Here is a 15,428-nt window from a genome sequence, read left to right as displayed (position 1 = left end):
CGAAGGCGGCGCTCTTCCTCTTGCTCGCTGCGCTCGCGACCCACCCCTAACCCCTCCCTAAAAGGGAGGGGAATGTCTCAAATCCACCCCAAAGCCGACGTTCGACAAGTTGCGAATTTGTCACGCGACCCAGGCTCAGGACCCAGCTGCATTTGACTTCCTTCCCCTCCCGCGACATCATCAGTTCATGCAGGTTCAGCGCAGCCTTTTTCGCTTCCATGGGGGGCAGCTTCTCGCGGGCATCTAGCCCCGGGTTCCCGGCGCCGTCGCCCCGAACCCGGGGCGAATTCCATCCATAGAGATTCGCGCGGTCGAAAATCGCGCGTCAGCTGGAAAGCCTGTGCCATGACCCAAAGAAAAGCGGCCGCGAGGCCGAAGATCCGCATGATTGATAGCGAAGCGGACGCCCTGACCGAACTCACCCTTCAAAAACAGCGCGATAATGTGCGACTTTACGAATTGTTGCTCGGCGAAATCGACCGTGCCGGCATCTGCAGCCGCGCTGACATACCGGCCGATGTCGTGACAATGGGTTCCGAAGTCGCATTTTTGGATGAAAAGACGGGATCCGAACGGGTGGTCCACCTCGTTTATCCGGGCGATGCGGACATATCGACGGGCCGGATATCGATCCTGACGCCGATCGGCGCAGGACTGATCGGTCTTTCGGTGGGCCAGTCGATCTCGTGGCCTGATCGCAGCGGTGTCGACCACCGGCTGACGATTACCGCAGTCCGCCAACCGTCACCGGCGCCCGCCTCGTTGGCGGAATAGCTTGTCATAAACGCGACGAAGCCGCCGGATCGCTCCGACGGCTTCACCACCCAGTCAGGGACGCTGTTTAACCAGCGCCGCGCGACAGGAAACCGGTCAGTTCGGTCTTGCTGACCTGACCCGATTTGTCGCCATCGGCGGCCGTAAAGGCTTGGCCAACCCAAGTCTTCACATCAGCCGATTCGGGATCGACCGAGGGGTCGGTCGCGGTCCGCAGCTTCTTCATCCACGACGCGAATTCCGCGTCGCTGAGTTCGCCCGATTTGTCGGCATCGTAGGTCGGAAATTCCTGATCCACGATCTGCGCGACCTGCGTCGGCGAAGCGGCGGTTCCCGAAGGTGCCGGCTGTGCGGCCGGATCACCGGCAGGCGGCGTTGATGCATCGGGTGCCGGTGCGGGCGCCGTCGGGTCGGTCGGAGCCGGCTGCGACGTTGCCGGTGCGGCCGGGTCCGCTGCCGGAGGGGTATTCTGGGCCAGAGCGGGGAAACTCACCGCTGCGGCGCCAATCAAAAGCATTTGTTTCAGCATGAGATTACTCCTGCGGGGGAGCCGATTCGGGCTCCGGAGCCGGGTCAGCCGGCGGGGTACCGTCGGTCGGGTCCGCCTTTTCCTTGTCCGCATCGGACGGGGCCGGATCCTCGGTCGGGGCCGTACTGTCGGTCGGAGCAGGCGCAGGGGCCGGCTCTGCCGTGGGTGCGGGTTCCGACTGCGTGGTCGGCGCCGGATCGCTGTCCGTGGGCTCGGTCGTCTGCGCCAATGCGGGGAAGCTGATTGCTGCCGCGCCGATCAAAAGTACTTGTTTAATCACCTTATTACTCCTGTAGTGGCGACAGCTTGCGGTGTTGCGACCCGCCGCCTTTCTGATGGGGCATGGGGTCAACTCGTCCGATTTACCGAAAGTTGCGTGCGCGGCGCGATTGGCGAAACAGTCTGTCCCTGCTAGGGGGCGCTCCGTCGCAATTCAGGACAGTTTCTTCGACGAAACGTCACAAAAGGAAGGAAATTCAATGGTTCCGCGCTACGCTCGACCGGACATGACCGCTATCTGGTCGGCGGAGAATCGGTTTCGCATCTGGTTCGAGATCGAAGCGCACGCCACCGATGCGCTCGCACAGCTCGGCACCGTTCCCAAATCGGCCGCCAAGGCGCTGTGGGATTGGTGGGCGACAAACCCGGTCATCGACGTCGCCGCGATCGACGCGATCGAGGCCGTGACCAAGCATGACGTGATCGCCTTTCTGACCTGGGTTGCCGAGAACGTCGGCGACGAAGCGCGCTTCATGCATCAGGGTATGACATCGAGCGATGTGCTCGATACCTGCCTCGCTGTTCAGCTCAGCCAGGCGGCCGACATATTGCTCGCTGACCTCGACGCGCTGCTCGAAGCGATCAAGCGGCGGGCGATCGAGCATAAGCTGACCCCGACGATCGGCCGCAGCCACGGCATTCACGCCGAACCCGTCACCTTCGGGCTGAAGCTTGCACAAGCCTATGCCGAATTCGACCGCTGCAAGACGCGCCTGATCGCCGCGCGTGCCGACATTGCGACCTGTGCCATTTCCGGCGCCGTCGGCACCTTCGCCAACATCGACCCGCGCGTCGAGGAACATGTCGCCGCCAAGCTTGGCCTGTCGATCGAGCCCGTATCGACGCAGGTTATTCCGCGCGACCGCCATGCCATGTTCTTCGCGACCCTCGGTGTCATCGCGGGCTCGATCGAACGCCTAGCCACCGAAGTCCGCCACCTCCAGCGCACCGAAGTGCTCGAGGCCGAGGAATATTTCTCGCCCGGCCAGAAGGGCTCGTCGGCGATGCCGCACAAGCGCAACCCGATCCTCACCGAAAACCTTACCGGCCTTGCGCGCATGGTTCGCAGCGCGGTCGTCCCTGCGCTCGAAAACGTCGCGCTGTGGCACGAACGCGATATCAGCCATTCGTCGGTCGAACGCTTCATCGGCCCCGACGCGACAATCACGCTCGACTTCGCGCTCGGCCGTCTGACCGGGGTGATCGACAAGCTGCTCGTCTACCCCGAACGGATGCAGAAGAACCTCGACCGCATGGGCGGGCTCGTCCATTCGCAGCGGGTGCTGCTGGCGCTCACCCAGGCCGGCGCCAGCCGCGAGGACAGCTATGCGCTCGTCCAGCGCAACGCGATGCGCGTGTGGGAAAGCGATGGCCAGCTGTCGCTGCTCGAACTGCTGAAGGCTGATGCCGACGTGACGGCGAAGCTGTCGGCCGATCAACTGACCGCGCTGTTCGATCTCGACTATCATATGAAGCATGTCGACACGATCTTCGCGCGGGTGTTCGGTTGAACGCTCTCCCCGGCCTGCCCCGTCTGTCAGGGATTGGGGATGGCCGGGGACTGGAAACCCGCGACAATCTGGCTTAGGGTCGATCGAAGACCGACCGAGGAGCAAGGCAAGTGGGAATCCTGCGGACTATTATTTGGGTCATTGTGACGATCGTCCTCGTTGTTTTCGCGATGGCGAACTGGATTCCGGTGACCGTGCGCATCTGGCCGGGGCAGGATCTGGAAACCAAATTGCCGATGCTGATCTTCATCGCGTTCCTGCTCGGCAGCATTCCGACGTGGATCGCGCTGCGCGCGACGCGCTGGACACTGAACCGTCGCCTCGACAGCAGCGAGCGGCAACTGGCCGACCTGCGCGCGCTGGCGAACCGCCCCGCCGACCCCGCACCGCCCGCATCGGCGCCCGTCAACGACATTCCGCCATCGCCACTGGAGACCCCATGAGCTCGCCGCTTTATCTCGCCATCGACACCACGCACCTCGATGCCGCGATGACGCTGGCGCAGAAGGTGCGGCACCATGTCGGCGGGCTGAAGCTCGGGCTCGAATTTTTCTGCGCCAACGGCCACCACGGCGTGCACGAGATGGCGAAGCTTGGCCTTCCCATCTTCCTCGATCTCAAGCTGCACGACATTCCGAACACGGTTGCCAAGGCGATCCAGGCGCTGCGTCCGCTCGAGCCCGCGATCCTGACCGTCCATGCCGCAGGCGGCCGCGCGATGCTCGAAGAGGCGAAAGCGGCGGCGGGTACGAGCACGAAGATCATCGCAGTAACCGTGCTTACCAGTCTTGATGGCCCCGATCTCGACGACATCGGCGTCGGTGGCACTCCGCACGATCAGGTCGTTCGCCTCACCGCGCTCGCGCGCCAGTCGGGGGTCGACGGCATCGTCTGTTCGGGACAGGAAGTGAAAGCGGCGCGCAAGGCGTGGCCCGGCGGCTTTTTCGTCGTCCCGGGCGTGCGCCCCGCCAACGGCCATGCCGGCGATCAAAAGCGCATCGTGACGCCCGCGCAGGCGATGACCGACGGCGCGTCGATCCTGGTCGTCGGCCGCCCGATCAGCCAGTCGTCCGACCCCGACCTCGCCGCACGCGAGATCGAAGCGACTCTTTAAAGACGCCCCATCCGTCATCCCGGCGAAGGCCGGGACCTCGCCGTCGCGCTCCGGCGCACCGTTGAGATCCCGGCCTTCGCCGGGATGACGGCACCAATAGAGACCAACTCATGCCCCCTCTCGTCAAAATCTGCGGCCTCAAGACGATCGAAGAGGTCGATGCCGCCATCCGTCACGGCGCGACGCATATCGGCCTCAACCATTATGAGCCGAGCCCGCGCTATATCGACCTCAAGACCGCTGCCACATTGCGCCAGCACGCCGGCGAACGGGTTAGGGTCGCGCTGCTGCTCGTCAACGCCTCGCCGCAATTGCTGGGCAAGGCCTATGACGAAGTGCGTCCCGACATCATCCAGTTTCACGGCATCGAAGCCCCCGAATGGATCGGCGCGGTCAAGCAGCATGCGCGGGTCGAGACATGGAAGGCGGTCGGCCTCAAGGATGCGGGAACACTGGAACGGAGCCAGCAATATCGCGGCGTCGTCGATCGCCTGCTCTTCGACGCGCCCGCGCAGGCGCTGCCCGGCGGCACCGGCACGCGCTTCGACTGGTCGTTGCTGATCAATCATCGCCATGTGATGGACTGGGGGGTCGCCGGTGGATTAACCCCGGCCAATGTCGCTGAAGCGCTCGCGGCAACAGGCGCGCCGCTGGTCGATGTATCGTCGGGCGTCGAAAGCGCGCCGGGCGTGAAGGATGTGGACAAGATCGCGGCTTTCCTTAAAGCGGCGGGTCGATGACTCACGCACCCGACAGCCTTCGCACCGGCTCCGCCCCGCAGGCGAACAGCCTGCGACACCAGCCCGACTCCCGCGGCCATTTCGGCCAGTTCGGCGGCCGCTACGTCGCCGAAACCCTGATGCCGCTGATCCTCGATCTGGAGCGTCACTATCGTGCCGCGCAGCAGGACAACAGCTTCAGGGCCGAGTTCGACTATCTGCTGAAGCATTATGTCGGCCGCCCGAGCCCGCTGTGGTTCGCCGAACGGCTGACCGAGCATCTGCGCGCGAGCGCCGGCGAAGACCTCGGCGCGAAAATCTACCTCAAGCGCGAGGACCTCAATCACACCGGCGCACACAAGATCAACAATTGCATCGGCCAGATCCTGCTCGCCAAGCGGATGGGCAAGACGAAGATCATCGCCGAAACCGGCGCCGGCCAGCATGGCGTCGCGACCGCGACCGTCGCCGCATTGTTCGGCCTGCCCTGCACCATCTTCATGGGTGCGGTCGACGTCGCGCGCCAGCAGCCCAACGTGTTCCGCATGAAATTGCTCGGCGCCGAAGTCGTCGCGGTCGAGAGCGGCGCGAAGACGCTGAAGGACGCGATGAACGAGGCGCTGCGCCACTGGGTCGCGAACGTCCACGACACCTTCTACATCATCGGCACCGTCGCCGGCCCGCACCCCTATCCCGAACTAGTTCGCGATTTCCAGTCGGTGATCGGTATCGAGGCGCGCGAACAGATTTTGGAAGCCGAAGGCCGCCTTCCCGACATGCTGATCGCCCCCGTCGGTGGCGGATCGAACGCGATCGGCCTGTTCCATCCGTTCCTTGACGACGAAGGCGTCGAGATTATCGGGGTCGAAGCGGCGGGCGAAGGGCTCGATGGCAAGCACGCCGCCAGCCTCGCCGGCGGGCGCCCGGGCATTCTGCATGGCAACAAGACCTATCTGCTCCAGGACGAGGACGGGCAGATCACCGAGGCGCACAGTATTTCGGCCGGTCTCGACTATCCGGGCATCGGTCCCGAACATAGCTGGCTCCACGAAATCGGCCGCGTCCGCTATGAGCCCGTGACTGACGCAGAAGCGCTGGCCAGCTTTCAGAAACTCACCAAGCTTGAAGGCATCATCCCGGCGCTTGAAAGTGCGCATGCGATCGCCGCTGCCGAGCGGATCGCGCCGACGCTGGGCAAGGACAAGATCATCATCGTCAATTGCTCGGGCCGGGGCGACAAGGACATCTTCACCGTGGCGGATGCATTGGGGGTGGAACTCTAAAAGCCCTCTCCCCTTCAGGGGAGAGGGTTGGGAGAGGGGGACATATGCGGGATTGGAGACTGGTTGAATTTGCGAAGCGAATGCGACGCGAACAGACCGAACCGGAAGTCCGCATGTGGTTCGAACTTCGCGCGGCGCGTTTTCAAGGGATTAAATTTCGCAGGCAGAAGGTTGTCGGACGGTATATCGCCGATTTCTCTTCCCGCGCACCGATGATTGTTGTTGAGGTTGATGGCGACACGCACGGCAGCCAAGAAGCCTACGACCGCACCCGCACGGAATATTTTGAAGAACAGGGTTACCGAGTGATCAGATTTACCAATGGCGATGTGATGACGAACATGACGGGCGTGCTGGAGCAGCTATCCTCGTTTGCCGGTCATTCCCCTCTCCCAACCCTCTCCCCTGAAGGGGAGAGGGCTATATGACCCGCTTCGCTTCGGCCTTTTCCAAGGGCCCCGCGCTTGTTGCCTTCATCACCGCGGGTGACGGCGACACCGCCGCGAACCTCGACGCGCTCGTGGCGGGCGGGGCCGATGTGATCGAACTGGGCATGCCGTTCACCGATCCGATGGCCGACGGCCCCGCGATCCAGGCCGCGAACCTGCGCAGCCTCGCGAAAGGCACGACGACCGCCGACATCTTCGCTTATGCCGCCGCGTTCCGCAGCCGCCATCCCGAAACGCCACTTGTCCTGATGGGCTATGCCAATCCGATGACGATCCGCGGCGGCGACTGGTTTGCCGCCGAATGCCAAAAGGCCGGGGTCGACGGCATCATCTGCGTCGATATTCCGTCGGAGGAAGACCCCGAACTCGGCCCTGCGTTGCGCGGTGCGGGCGTCGACCTGATCCGCCTCGCCACCCCGACCACCGACGCCGCACGTCTGCCTGACGTGCTGAACGGCGCGGGCGGTTTTCTCTATTATGTCTCGGTCGCCGGCATCACCGGGCAGCAGCAGGCCGCGCAGGCCAGCATCGATGAAGCGGTCGCGCAGCTGAAGGCCGCGACCGACTTGCCCGTCGCGGTCGGATTTGGCGTCCGTACCCCCGATCAGGCGGCCCAGATCGCCAGGGTCGCCGACGGCGTCGTCGTCGGTTCGGCCTTCATCGACATCATCGCCGAACATGGCGACAATGCCGCGCCGCATGTGGAAGCCTTCACCCGCCTGCTCGCCGATGCTATTCACGGCGCAAAGGAGATCGCCGCATGAGCTGGCTCGACCGCGTTCGCAACGCCCTGCCCTTCGCCGCCAAGCGCGATACCGCCGACAATCTCTGGCACAAATGCCGCCAGTGCCAGCAGATGGTCTTCGTCAAGGAATGGGAAGATAATCTCAACGTCTGCCCGCGCTGCGACCATCACGACCGTATCGGCGCGAAAGAACGCTTTGCCCAGTTGTTCGACGGCGGGCTGCATGAACTGATCGCGGCGCCCGCAGCGCCCGAGGATCCGCTGAAATTCCGCGACACCAAGAAATATGTCGACCGGATCAAGGCGGCGCGCGCGCAGACCGGCGACCGCGACGCCTATCAAAATGCGTTCGGCCGCATCTCGGCGCAGCCGGTGGTGATCGGGGTGCAGGATTTCGCCTTCATGGGCGGGTCAATGGGGGTCGCGGTCGGCGAAGCTTTCGTCGCCGGGGTCGAGGAAGCGATCCGGCGCGGCTGTCCTTATATGGCGATCACCGCCGCCGGCGGCGCCCGTATGCAGGAAGGCACGCTGTCGCTGATGCAGATGCCGCGCGCGACCGTCGCACTTGCGCGCCTGCGCCGTGCCGGCCTTCCTTATGTGGTGCTGCTCACCGACCCGACGACGGGCGGCGTCACCGCGAGCTATGCGATGCTCGGCGACGTCCAGATCAGCGAACCCAAGGCGCTGATCGGCTTCGCGGGCCAGCGCGTGATTGAGAATACGATCCGCGAGAAATTGCCCGAAGGCTTTCAGCGCGCCGAATATCTGCTCGATCATGGGATGATCGACATGGTCGTACACCGGAAGGAGCTTCCCGAAACGCTCGGCCGGCTGATCGGTTATCTGGCGCCAGAGAAGGCGGCTTAGTCTCCTCCGAGACCGCAACGTTTCTTATTTTGTCTCCCCGGACTTGATCCGGGGTCCATGCAACGGGCGCGGCAAGGATGCCGATCAAGTCCGGCTTGACGAAAATGAGAGATGCTGGACGACAGTTTCACGATCAAGGCTCGACGATGCCCGACCACGCCCACTCCCAAGACCCTGCCGTCCAGACCCAGCTCGACCGCCTCGCCGCACTGTCGCCGGGCCGCGATATTCTCGGCCTCGAGCGCATCGCCGAAATCTGCGCGCGCATCGGCAATCCGCAGGACAAGCTCCCGCGCACCTTCCATGTCGCGGGAACCAACGGCAAGGGTTCGACCTGTGCCTTCCTCCGTTCGATTCTCGAAGCACAGGGACGCCGCGTTCACAGCTACACCAGCCCGCACCTCGTCCGCTTCAACGAACGGATCCGGCTCGCCGGTACGCTGATCGACGATGCCCTGCTCGCGTCGTTGCTCGAAGAGGTGCTCGACACCGCGGCCGATCTCCACGCCAGCTTCTTCGAAGTCACCACCGCTGCCGCTTTCCTTGCTTTCGCGCGTACTCCCGCTGACGATGTCATTATCGAGGTCGGGCTGGGCGGCCGCCTCGATGCGACCAACATCATTCCCGCCCCCGCGATGTGCGGCATCGCCTCGCTCGGCATCGATCATGAGGCCTTCCTGCTCGCGCCCGAAGCCGGGACACCGGGCGAACCCGCCGCACGCATCGCGTGGGAAAAGGCCGGGATCATCAAACCGGGCACGCGCGTCGCAGCTCTGTCTTACCCGTCCGCGGTGATGGACGTCATTGCCGGGCGGGCCGCCGCTGCCGGCGCAACCCTGTTCGCCGAAGGCCGCGACTGGAACGCCGAGCCCGAAGGCGACGGCTTTCGCTGGTCCTCGACGTCGGACGCAATCGCCGAAGTGTTGCATCCGCGCATGGCGGGCCAGCACCAGCGGCGCAACGCCGGGCTGGCGATCGCGATGCTGCGCCTCGCCCCCGGACCGCGCCCGGCCGATGCCGATATCGCGCGCGGCGTCGCGGATACGTTCTGGCCGGGGCGCATGCAGTTGCTGGGCAGCGGGCCGCTGACCGCGCTGATGCCCGCCGAGCATAATGTCTGGATCGATGGCGGCCATAATCTCGACGCCGCGCTGCAACTGGCGGACTTCCTGGGCCCGACGCTGGCACGGCGCGAGCCGATCGACCTCGTTCTCGGCATGCTCGCCAACAAGGATGCTGCGGGCTTTCTGGCAGTGCTCGCGCCGCATGTCGGCAGGCTGGTCGCGGTGCCGATCCCGGGCCATGATCATCATGATCCCGCCGACCTCGCGCAGATCGCCCGCGATACGGGCATCGCGCAGGTTTCGGCGCAGAACGACCTGCCGTCGGCGCTGCGCGCGCTGGCGGCCGACGGCCCGGCGCGCAATATCCTGATCGGCGGATCGCTCTATCTGGTGGGGCAAGCGCTCGAATTGAACGACGAACCGCCTGCCTAATCCAGCGAGGCCAGCATCCGCCTCGCCCAGTCGTACATCGCCGCCTCGGCCTTCAGCGTGACCGGCGGTGTACGCTTTATGCGCTGCATGACCTCGCGCAGTACGGCTCGCGCGCCCGTCCTGTCGCCCTCGGCGATCAGCACCGCTGCCATGCGGCACCGCACCTCGTCGCCCGGCACGCGGTCGACGATGTCGCGATAGATCGCCAGCGCGTCCTGCGCCCGGCCATCGGCTTCGGCGATCTTGGCGCGCAGCAGGTCGCGCCGGTCGAGGTCGGTACGCGAGATCGTTTGGGGAAGCCGGTCGATCGCCGCCAGCGCTTCGGCACCCTGTCCAGCCTCATAGGCCGCTTCGGCAATCCGCATCCCGATTGCACGGTCGACATGCGGTGAGCGCCGTTCGGCGGCGCGAAACTGGTCGAGCGCCTCCCGATAGCGTTCGCGCGCCATCAGCGCATCGCCATATTCCATCCGGTTGCCGACCGTATCGCTGAACTCGACCGCCTCGCTTGCATCGCGCACGCGGCGTTCGGGATCCATCCTGTCGGCAATCTTCGTCCGCGCGTCCTGTACGCGCCGGTCGCGGTGCAGGTTCGGCATGATCTCGACGATAAAATAAGCGAGGATACCGACCATCGGCAGGAAGGCGATTGCCATGATCCATGCGGTGTTGCGCCCGGTGCGGAACACATGGACGATGCAAAGCAATTGCAGCGCGATCGAGATGACGAACCAGTGCATGATGACCTATGCCTGCGCGTCGCCTTCGCGCGCCGTTCCTGCGGTACCCACCGAGGAATCGACGAGGCCGCTGCGCATCATCAGCCAGAACAGGATGATTCCCGGCAACGCCGCAACGACGGTGAAGAGATAGAAATTCACATTGCCGAACTGCTCCATCATCGCGCCCGCGGTGGTGCCGGTCAGGAAGCGCCCGACGATGCTCGCCGCCGAACTGATCAGCGCATAATGCGCCGCGGTGAAGCGCAAGTCGCACAGCGCCGAGAAATAGGCGACGACGACAACGCCGCCAATGCCGCTTGCGATATTCTCGAACCCGATCGCGCCGGCGAGACCCCAATTGCTGTGCCCCGCTGCCGCGAGCAGCGCGAAGCTGAAATTGCTGATCGCCATCAGAATCAGGCTGATCAGCACCGATCGCTTCATCCCCAGCCGGGCGTAGATGATGCCGCCGATAAAAATGCCGATCAGATAGGCCCAGAATCCGATGCCGACGTCATAGATGGCGATTTCGTCGTTGCTGAAACCCAGATCATTGAGCAGCAGGCGCAGCGTCAGGTTCGCCAGCGTGTCGCCGATCTTGTGGAGCAGGATGAACAGCAGCACCAGCCATGCGCCATGGCGGCTGAAAAACTCGGTGAACGGACCGACGATGCCGGCCACGATCCCGGGCCGCCCCTCACGCTTCACCGCCTCGCGATGCCGTTCGGGCTCGCCGACCCAGAAGGCCGCGATGACCGCGGGCAGCGCGAACAGCGCGCAGGCCAGATAGCCGGCCTCCCAGCCTTGCCGGGCCGCCATGAACAGCGCGAGTGCGCCCGCACCCGCCGACCCGATACGCCAGCCATATTGCGACATGCCCGATCCGACGCCCAATTGCTCAGGCTTCAAAATCTCGATGCGATAGGCGTCGATCACGACGTCGAAGGTCGCGCCCGCGAATCCGACGAGCACCGCGCCGACTGCCATTTCGAACAGCGCGGCGAACTCGCCTTCACGGCCCAGCCCGAACCATATCATGAACTGCCCGACCGGCGATTGACCGACATGCTGCGGATCGACGAGCGCGAGATTGCCGACTGCCAGCATCACCAGCGCCGCAGTCAACACGATCCACGAAACGCGCTGGCCAAGGCGGCCGATGCCGGGCAGCCGCACCGCATCGATCACCCATGCCCATAGGGGCTTGAGATTATAGACCAGGAACGCCAGCGAAAAGGCGGTGATCGAGGATTTTTCGAAGCCATCCTGCGACAGGCGCGTCGTCAGTGTCGCGCCGATCATCGCATAGGGGAAACCCGACGATATCCCCAGCAGCAACGCCGCGAGCGGTGCACGTTCGAGATAGGGGCGGACGCTTTCGCTCCACCCCTTCGCCGCCGGCAGAGCCGCTTCTGTTGCCATGCTGAACTTCCTCCCGGGTGCGCTTGTCGCCGCACCGTTGCCCGATGGGAGTCCGGCCTAAAGCCTCGCCCTCAAATTGGAAGCGGCTAATTGGCGATCATGCGCCGGGACGTGCGTGTCAGGCGGCCTCGGGACGCCAGTAGGTCTGCAACCCGGCGACCTTGCGCGGCGCCTTATTCTTGCAGATCATTCCTTCGACCGCGCGAAGGGCGCCGATCAAAGCCGAAGCGCTGTGCGGCTTGCTGAGGCAGGCGAGCGCGATGTCGCCGGCATCTTCAGGCGGCGCCCCGGTCACCAGCAGCACCGCGATGCCGCGGTCATGTGCGATCCTGGCGACTTCGCGCCCGCTCATATGCCCGGCGAGCCCCAGGTCGAGGACCAGCGCATCAATCTGTTCGGAAGCGATGAGCTCGATCGCCGCCTCGCCCGAATCGACCGTTGCGACGACGTCATAACCGCTGTGCTGCAACGTCCGCTCATTATCGAACGCGACCAGCGGATCATCCTCGATGATCAGCAGCCGCTTGATGCACGACGGGCGGTGGACGAAGAGCATAAACACTCCCTTTGACATCGTCGCCATGACTCGCTCCGGCCTTTCCCGCAAGATCGCTTCTGCTTGCCATCGACGAAGCGACACTTTTCCGGCTATGAGCGTGATCACAACGCAACAGTTTATCCCGAAAAACGACAAGAAAGACGCATCCGTTCCGATGACGACCCGCCGCCCACCCCGAAATCCGACCCGACCGGCGCCCAAAGCTCCCGGCGAGCGCGATGCCGCTCGTGATGCGCCCAAGGGCCGCCGCGCTGCACGCGGCGCCGCGCCACCGCGCAAACCGAAGCTCGAAGAAGCGGATCGCGAAGACGGCCCGCAGCGTATCGCCAAACTGCTCGCACGCGCCGGGGTCGGATCGCGCCGCGATGTCGAGCGGATGATCGAGGAAGGCCGGATCGCGCTCAACGGCCAAGTCATCGTCCAGCCCGCGCCGCTGCTCACCTCGCTGGAAGGTTTGACTGTCGACGGCAATCCCGTCGCCAAGCCCGTGTCGACGCGCCTCTATCGCTTTCACAAGCCCGCCGGCTGCCTGACCGCGACGCGCGACCCCAAGGGGCGCAAGACGATTTACGACCTGCTGCCCAAGGGCCTGCCGCGGCTGATGCCCGTCGGCCGCCTCGATTATAATACCGAAGGGCTGCTGCTGCTTACCAACGACGGCGAATTCAAGCGCCAGCTCGAACTTCCCGCCAGCGGCGTCGAGCGCACCTACCGCGCGCGCGCCTTTGGCGACATCAGCCAGGAACAGCTCGAGGAACTCGTCATGGGGATCGAGATCGACGGTGTGCGGTACGGCAAGATCGACGCCAACCTCGAACGCCGCACGGGGCGCAACCAATGGATTGAACTGACGCTGACCGAGGGCAAGAACCGCGAAGTGCGCAAGGTGCTCGAACATTTCGGGTTGCAGGTCAGCCGCCTGATCCGCACCCGCTATGGCGAGTTCACGCTCGAAGATCTGGGCATGGGCGACGTCGACGTCGTGGCGCGCGACGATCTGTTCAAGTTCCGGCGGCACCTGCGCTGATGCGTGTCATCGCCGGCGAATGGCGCGGCCGCAAGCTGATCGCGCCCAAAAACGACGCCACCCGTCCGACCGCCGACCGCACGCGCGAGACACTGTTCTCGATGCTCGCGAGCCGGCTGGGCAGCTTCGAGGGATTGCATGTCGCCGACCTGTTCGCGGGATCGGGCGCGCTTGGCATCGAGGCGCTGTCGCGCGGTGCGGAACAATGCCTGTTCGGCGAGCAGGACCGCGATGCGCTCGATGCACTGCGCGGCAATTTGTCGGCGCTGGGCGGCACGCCGCGCGCCGACATCCGCGCCGGATCGGTGCTGGGCCTCGGCCCCGCCCGGCGCACCTGCGATGTGCTGCTCTTCGACGCGCCTTATGGGACCGGCGCCGGCAGCGTCGCGCTCGACAAATTGAACCGGCTGGGCTGGGTCGCCCCCGACAGCTGGGTATCGGTCGAAACCGCGCATGGCGAGGCTGTTGAGGTTGCGGGGTTCGAGATCGATACCGAACGCAAGGTCGGCAAGGCGAAGCTGACGCTACTCAGACTGGCTTAGTCGCGGCTGGCTGAGTCGCGGTCCGGCGCACCATCAGCAATCCGCCCCAACTCACCACCCCGGCGATCGCGAGGTACAGCCCGACCATGGCCGTGCCACCGCGATCGCTGAGCGCCTGCGCGACGACCGGCGCCATCGCGCCGCCCAATATGCCGCCGACGTTGAACGCCACCGACGCGCCAGTATAACGCACGTGCACCGGAAACAGCCCGGTCAGCCATGCGCCGAGCGGGCCATAGACAAGCCCCATTACGAACAATGAGGTCGCGAGTCCCAGCCCGACAATGAACCATGAACCCGACGCGAGCGCCGGTCCGAACAGGAAGCCGACCAGCACCGTCGCGCCGCAGCCCCAGGTCAGCACCTTCTGCGTGCTCGTGGCGTCGCTGACATAGCCGGCGAAGATGATCCCGAAGGCCATGAACAGGATCGCGCCGAGCTGAATCAGCAGAAACTGCTCCTTCGGATAGCCGAGCACCGTCGTCCCATGTGCCAAGGCGAAGCTGGTGGCGAGATAGAAGATGGCGAAGCAGGCAACCACCGCGAAGGTCCCCGCGACGGTCGCGACCAGATGATGTCGCAGCAACTCGCCGATCGGCACCCCGACCGGTGCCTCCTTCTCCAGCGCCTGGGCAAAGGCCGGTGTCTCGCCGATCCTCAGGCGCACCCATAGCCCCAGCCCGACGAGCAGCGCCGAAACGAGGAAGGGGATGCGCCATCCCCATGCCGCGAAATCGGCATCGCTGAGCCACAGGCCGAGCAACAGGAACAGGCCGTTCGCTGCGATGAACCCGACCGGCGCGCCGAGCTGCGGCGCCATACCGAAGCGCGCACGCCAGCCCGGCGGGGCATTTTCGACCGCGAGCAGCGCCGCCCCGCCCCACTCGCCGCCAAGCCCGAAACCTTGCCCGAAACGCAGGACACAGAGCAGCAGCGGCGCGACCCACCCGACCATCGCATAGGTCGGCAGGAACGCGATCAGCAGCGTCGAGGCCCCCATCAGCATCAGCGAGGCGACCAGCGTCGACTTGCGCCCGATCCGGTCGCCATAGTGACCGAAGACGATCGCCCCGACGGGCCGCGCGAAGAAAGCGAGGCCGAAGCTCATGAAGCTCAGCATCAATTGTGCCGACGGCGATTCCGACGGAAAGAACAGCGGCCCGAAAACGAGCGCCGCGGCGGTGCCGTAAATATAGAAATCATAAAATTCGACCGCGGTGCCGACAAGGCTGGCGGTCAATATGCGCCGATGCGCACGATAGGGTGCCAGATCCACAGCCAAAACCTCTCCCCGCTTGGTCCGGGCGCTTTGAACGGGTTGGGGCGTTGCTTCAAGCGGAATGCGTAAGGGCGCAGGTTTGGGTTGGGGAGCGGACATTCCGATAACCGT

At 64.7% G+C, this 15,428-nt stretch carries 17 protein-coding genes; 12 read left to right on the top strand and 5 right to left on the bottom strand.

Annotated elements, in window-relative coordinates; translation table 11 throughout:
- The first annotated feature begins 345 nt into the window (after positions 1–345).
- Positions 346–774: a nucleoside diphosphate kinase regulator gene (rnk, locus tag FHR22_RS07670; RefSeq protein ID WP_166940562.1), complete on the top strand. Its 429-nt coding sequence runs from the start codon at positions 346–348 to the stop codon at positions 772–774.
- 67 nt (positions 775–841) lie between these two features.
- Here the strand turns inward: rnk and FHR22_RS07665 are convergent, their stop codons facing one another.
- The gene (locus tag FHR22_RS07665) at positions 842–1,303 is read right to left on the bottom strand and encodes an EF-hand domain-containing protein (RefSeq protein WP_166940560.1); all 462 of its coding nucleotides are present in this window, start codon (positions 1,301–1,303) and stop codon (positions 842–844) included.
- 479 nt (positions 1,304–1,782) lie between these two features.
- Between FHR22_RS07665 and purB the strand changes: the two genes are divergently transcribed.
- The 9 genes from purB (at position 1,783) to FHR22_RS07620 (ending at position 9,766) form a co-directional block, all read left to right on the top strand.
- Positions 1,783–3,093 carry an adenylosuccinate lyase gene (gene purB, locus FHR22_RS07660; protein WP_166940558.1) on the top strand — a complete coding sequence of 437 codons (1,311 nt, stop codon included), beginning with the start codon at positions 1,783–1,785 and terminating at the stop codon, positions 3,091–3,093.
- A 143-nt stretch (positions 3,094–3,236) separates the two neighbouring features.
- Positions 3,237–3,536, top strand: a complete 300-nt coding sequence (locus tag FHR22_RS07655; protein ID WP_341786573.1) for a LapA family protein — start codon at positions 3,237–3,239, stop codon at positions 3,534–3,536.
- Positions 3,533–4,207, top strand: a complete 675-nt coding sequence (gene pyrF / locus FHR22_RS07650) for an orotidine-5'-phosphate decarboxylase (protein ID WP_166940553.1) — start codon at positions 3,533–3,535, stop codon at positions 4,205–4,207. Before FHR22_RS07655 ends, pyrF begins: the two co-directional genes overlap by 4 nt.
- A gap of 110 nt (positions 4,208–4,317) precedes the next feature.
- Complete coding sequence (locus tag FHR22_RS07645) at positions 4,318–4,947, top strand: phosphoribosylanthranilate isomerase (protein ID WP_166940551.1); 630 nt, start codon at positions 4,318–4,320, stop codon at positions 4,945–4,947.
- On the top strand, positions 4,944–6,209 hold the full coding sequence (gene trpB, locus FHR22_RS07640; RefSeq protein ID WP_166940549.1) for a tryptophan synthase subunit beta: 1,266 nt from the start codon (positions 4,944–4,946) through the stop codon (positions 6,207–6,209). Before FHR22_RS07645 ends, trpB begins: the two co-directional genes overlap by 4 nt.
- Before the next feature lie 113 nt (positions 6,210–6,322).
- A complete protein-coding gene (locus tag FHR22_RS07635) occupies positions 6,323–6,637 on the top strand; it encodes an endonuclease domain-containing protein (RefSeq protein WP_243853508.1) in 315 nt (104 codons plus the stop codon).
- Positions 6,634–7,422 carry a tryptophan synthase subunit alpha gene (trpA, locus tag FHR22_RS07630; RefSeq protein WP_166940545.1) on the top strand — a complete coding sequence of 263 codons (789 nt, stop codon included), beginning with the start codon at positions 6,634–6,636 and terminating at the stop codon, positions 7,420–7,422. The genes FHR22_RS07635 and trpA overlap by 4 nt, the downstream gene beginning before the upstream one ends.
- Entirely contained in the window at positions 7,419–8,270 is an 852-nt protein-coding gene (gene accD, locus FHR22_RS07625; protein ID WP_166940543.1) for an acetyl-CoA carboxylase, carboxyltransferase subunit beta, read from the top strand. The genes trpA and accD overlap by 4 nt, the downstream gene beginning before the upstream one ends.
- A gap of 146 nt (positions 8,271–8,416) precedes the next feature.
- On the top strand, positions 8,417–9,766 hold the full coding sequence (locus FHR22_RS07620; protein WP_166940541.1) for a bifunctional folylpolyglutamate synthase/dihydrofolate synthase: 1,350 nt from the start codon (positions 8,417–8,419) through the stop codon (positions 9,764–9,766).
- On the opposite strand, the gene FHR22_RS07615 is transcribed toward FHR22_RS07620, so the two are convergent.
- The 3 genes from FHR22_RS07615 to FHR22_RS07605 all read right to left on the bottom strand — a co-directional run bounded on the left by FHR22_RS07615 (position 9,763) and on the right by FHR22_RS07605 (position 12,466).
- Positions 9,763–10,506: a tetratricopeptide repeat protein gene (locus FHR22_RS07615; RefSeq protein ID WP_166940539.1), complete on the bottom strand. Its 744-nt coding sequence runs from the start codon at positions 10,504–10,506 to the stop codon at positions 9,763–9,765. The two genes, FHR22_RS07620 and FHR22_RS07615, sit on opposite strands and share 4 nt — an antisense overlap.
- A gap of 6 nt (positions 10,507–10,512) precedes the next feature.
- Positions 10,513–11,910, bottom strand: coding sequence for an MFS transporter (locus FHR22_RS07610; RefSeq protein ID WP_166940537.1), 1,398 nt, complete (start codon positions 11,908–11,910; stop codon positions 10,513–10,515).
- A gap of 118 nt (positions 11,911–12,028) precedes the next feature.
- A complete protein-coding gene (locus FHR22_RS07605; RefSeq protein ID WP_166940535.1) occupies positions 12,029–12,466 on the bottom strand; it encodes a response regulator in 438 nt (145 codons plus the stop codon).
- 157 nt (positions 12,467–12,623) lie between these two features.
- On the opposite strand from FHR22_RS07605, the gene FHR22_RS07600 reads away from it, so the two are divergent.
- Positions 12,624–13,496: a pseudouridine synthase gene (locus FHR22_RS07600; RefSeq protein ID WP_166940533.1), complete on the top strand. Its 873-nt coding sequence runs from the start codon at positions 12,624–12,626 to the stop codon at positions 13,494–13,496.
- The gene (gene rsmD / locus FHR22_RS07595; RefSeq protein WP_166940531.1) at positions 13,496–14,038 is read left to right on the top strand and encodes a 16S rRNA (guanine(966)-N(2))-methyltransferase RsmD; all 543 of its coding nucleotides are present in this window, start codon (positions 13,496–13,498) and stop codon (positions 14,036–14,038) included. The genes FHR22_RS07600 and rsmD overlap by 1 nt, the downstream gene beginning before the upstream one ends.
- Here the strand turns inward: rsmD and FHR22_RS07590 are convergent.
- Positions 14,025–15,308 (bottom strand): MFS transporter, encoded by a 1,284-nt coding sequence (locus FHR22_RS07590; RefSeq protein WP_425057426.1) that lies wholly within the window; start codon positions 15,306–15,308, stop codon positions 14,025–14,027. The genes rsmD and FHR22_RS07590 overlap by 14 nt on opposite strands.
- Positions 15,309–15,428 lie beyond the last annotated feature (120 nt).

It is taken from the genome of Sphingopyxis panaciterrae (assembly GCF_011762125.1).
GTDB lineage: Bacteria > Pseudomonadota > Alphaproteobacteria > Sphingomonadales > Sphingomonadaceae > Sphingopyxis > Sphingopyxis panaciterrae.
This window is presented reverse-complemented; position numbering and strand designations above follow the sequence as displayed.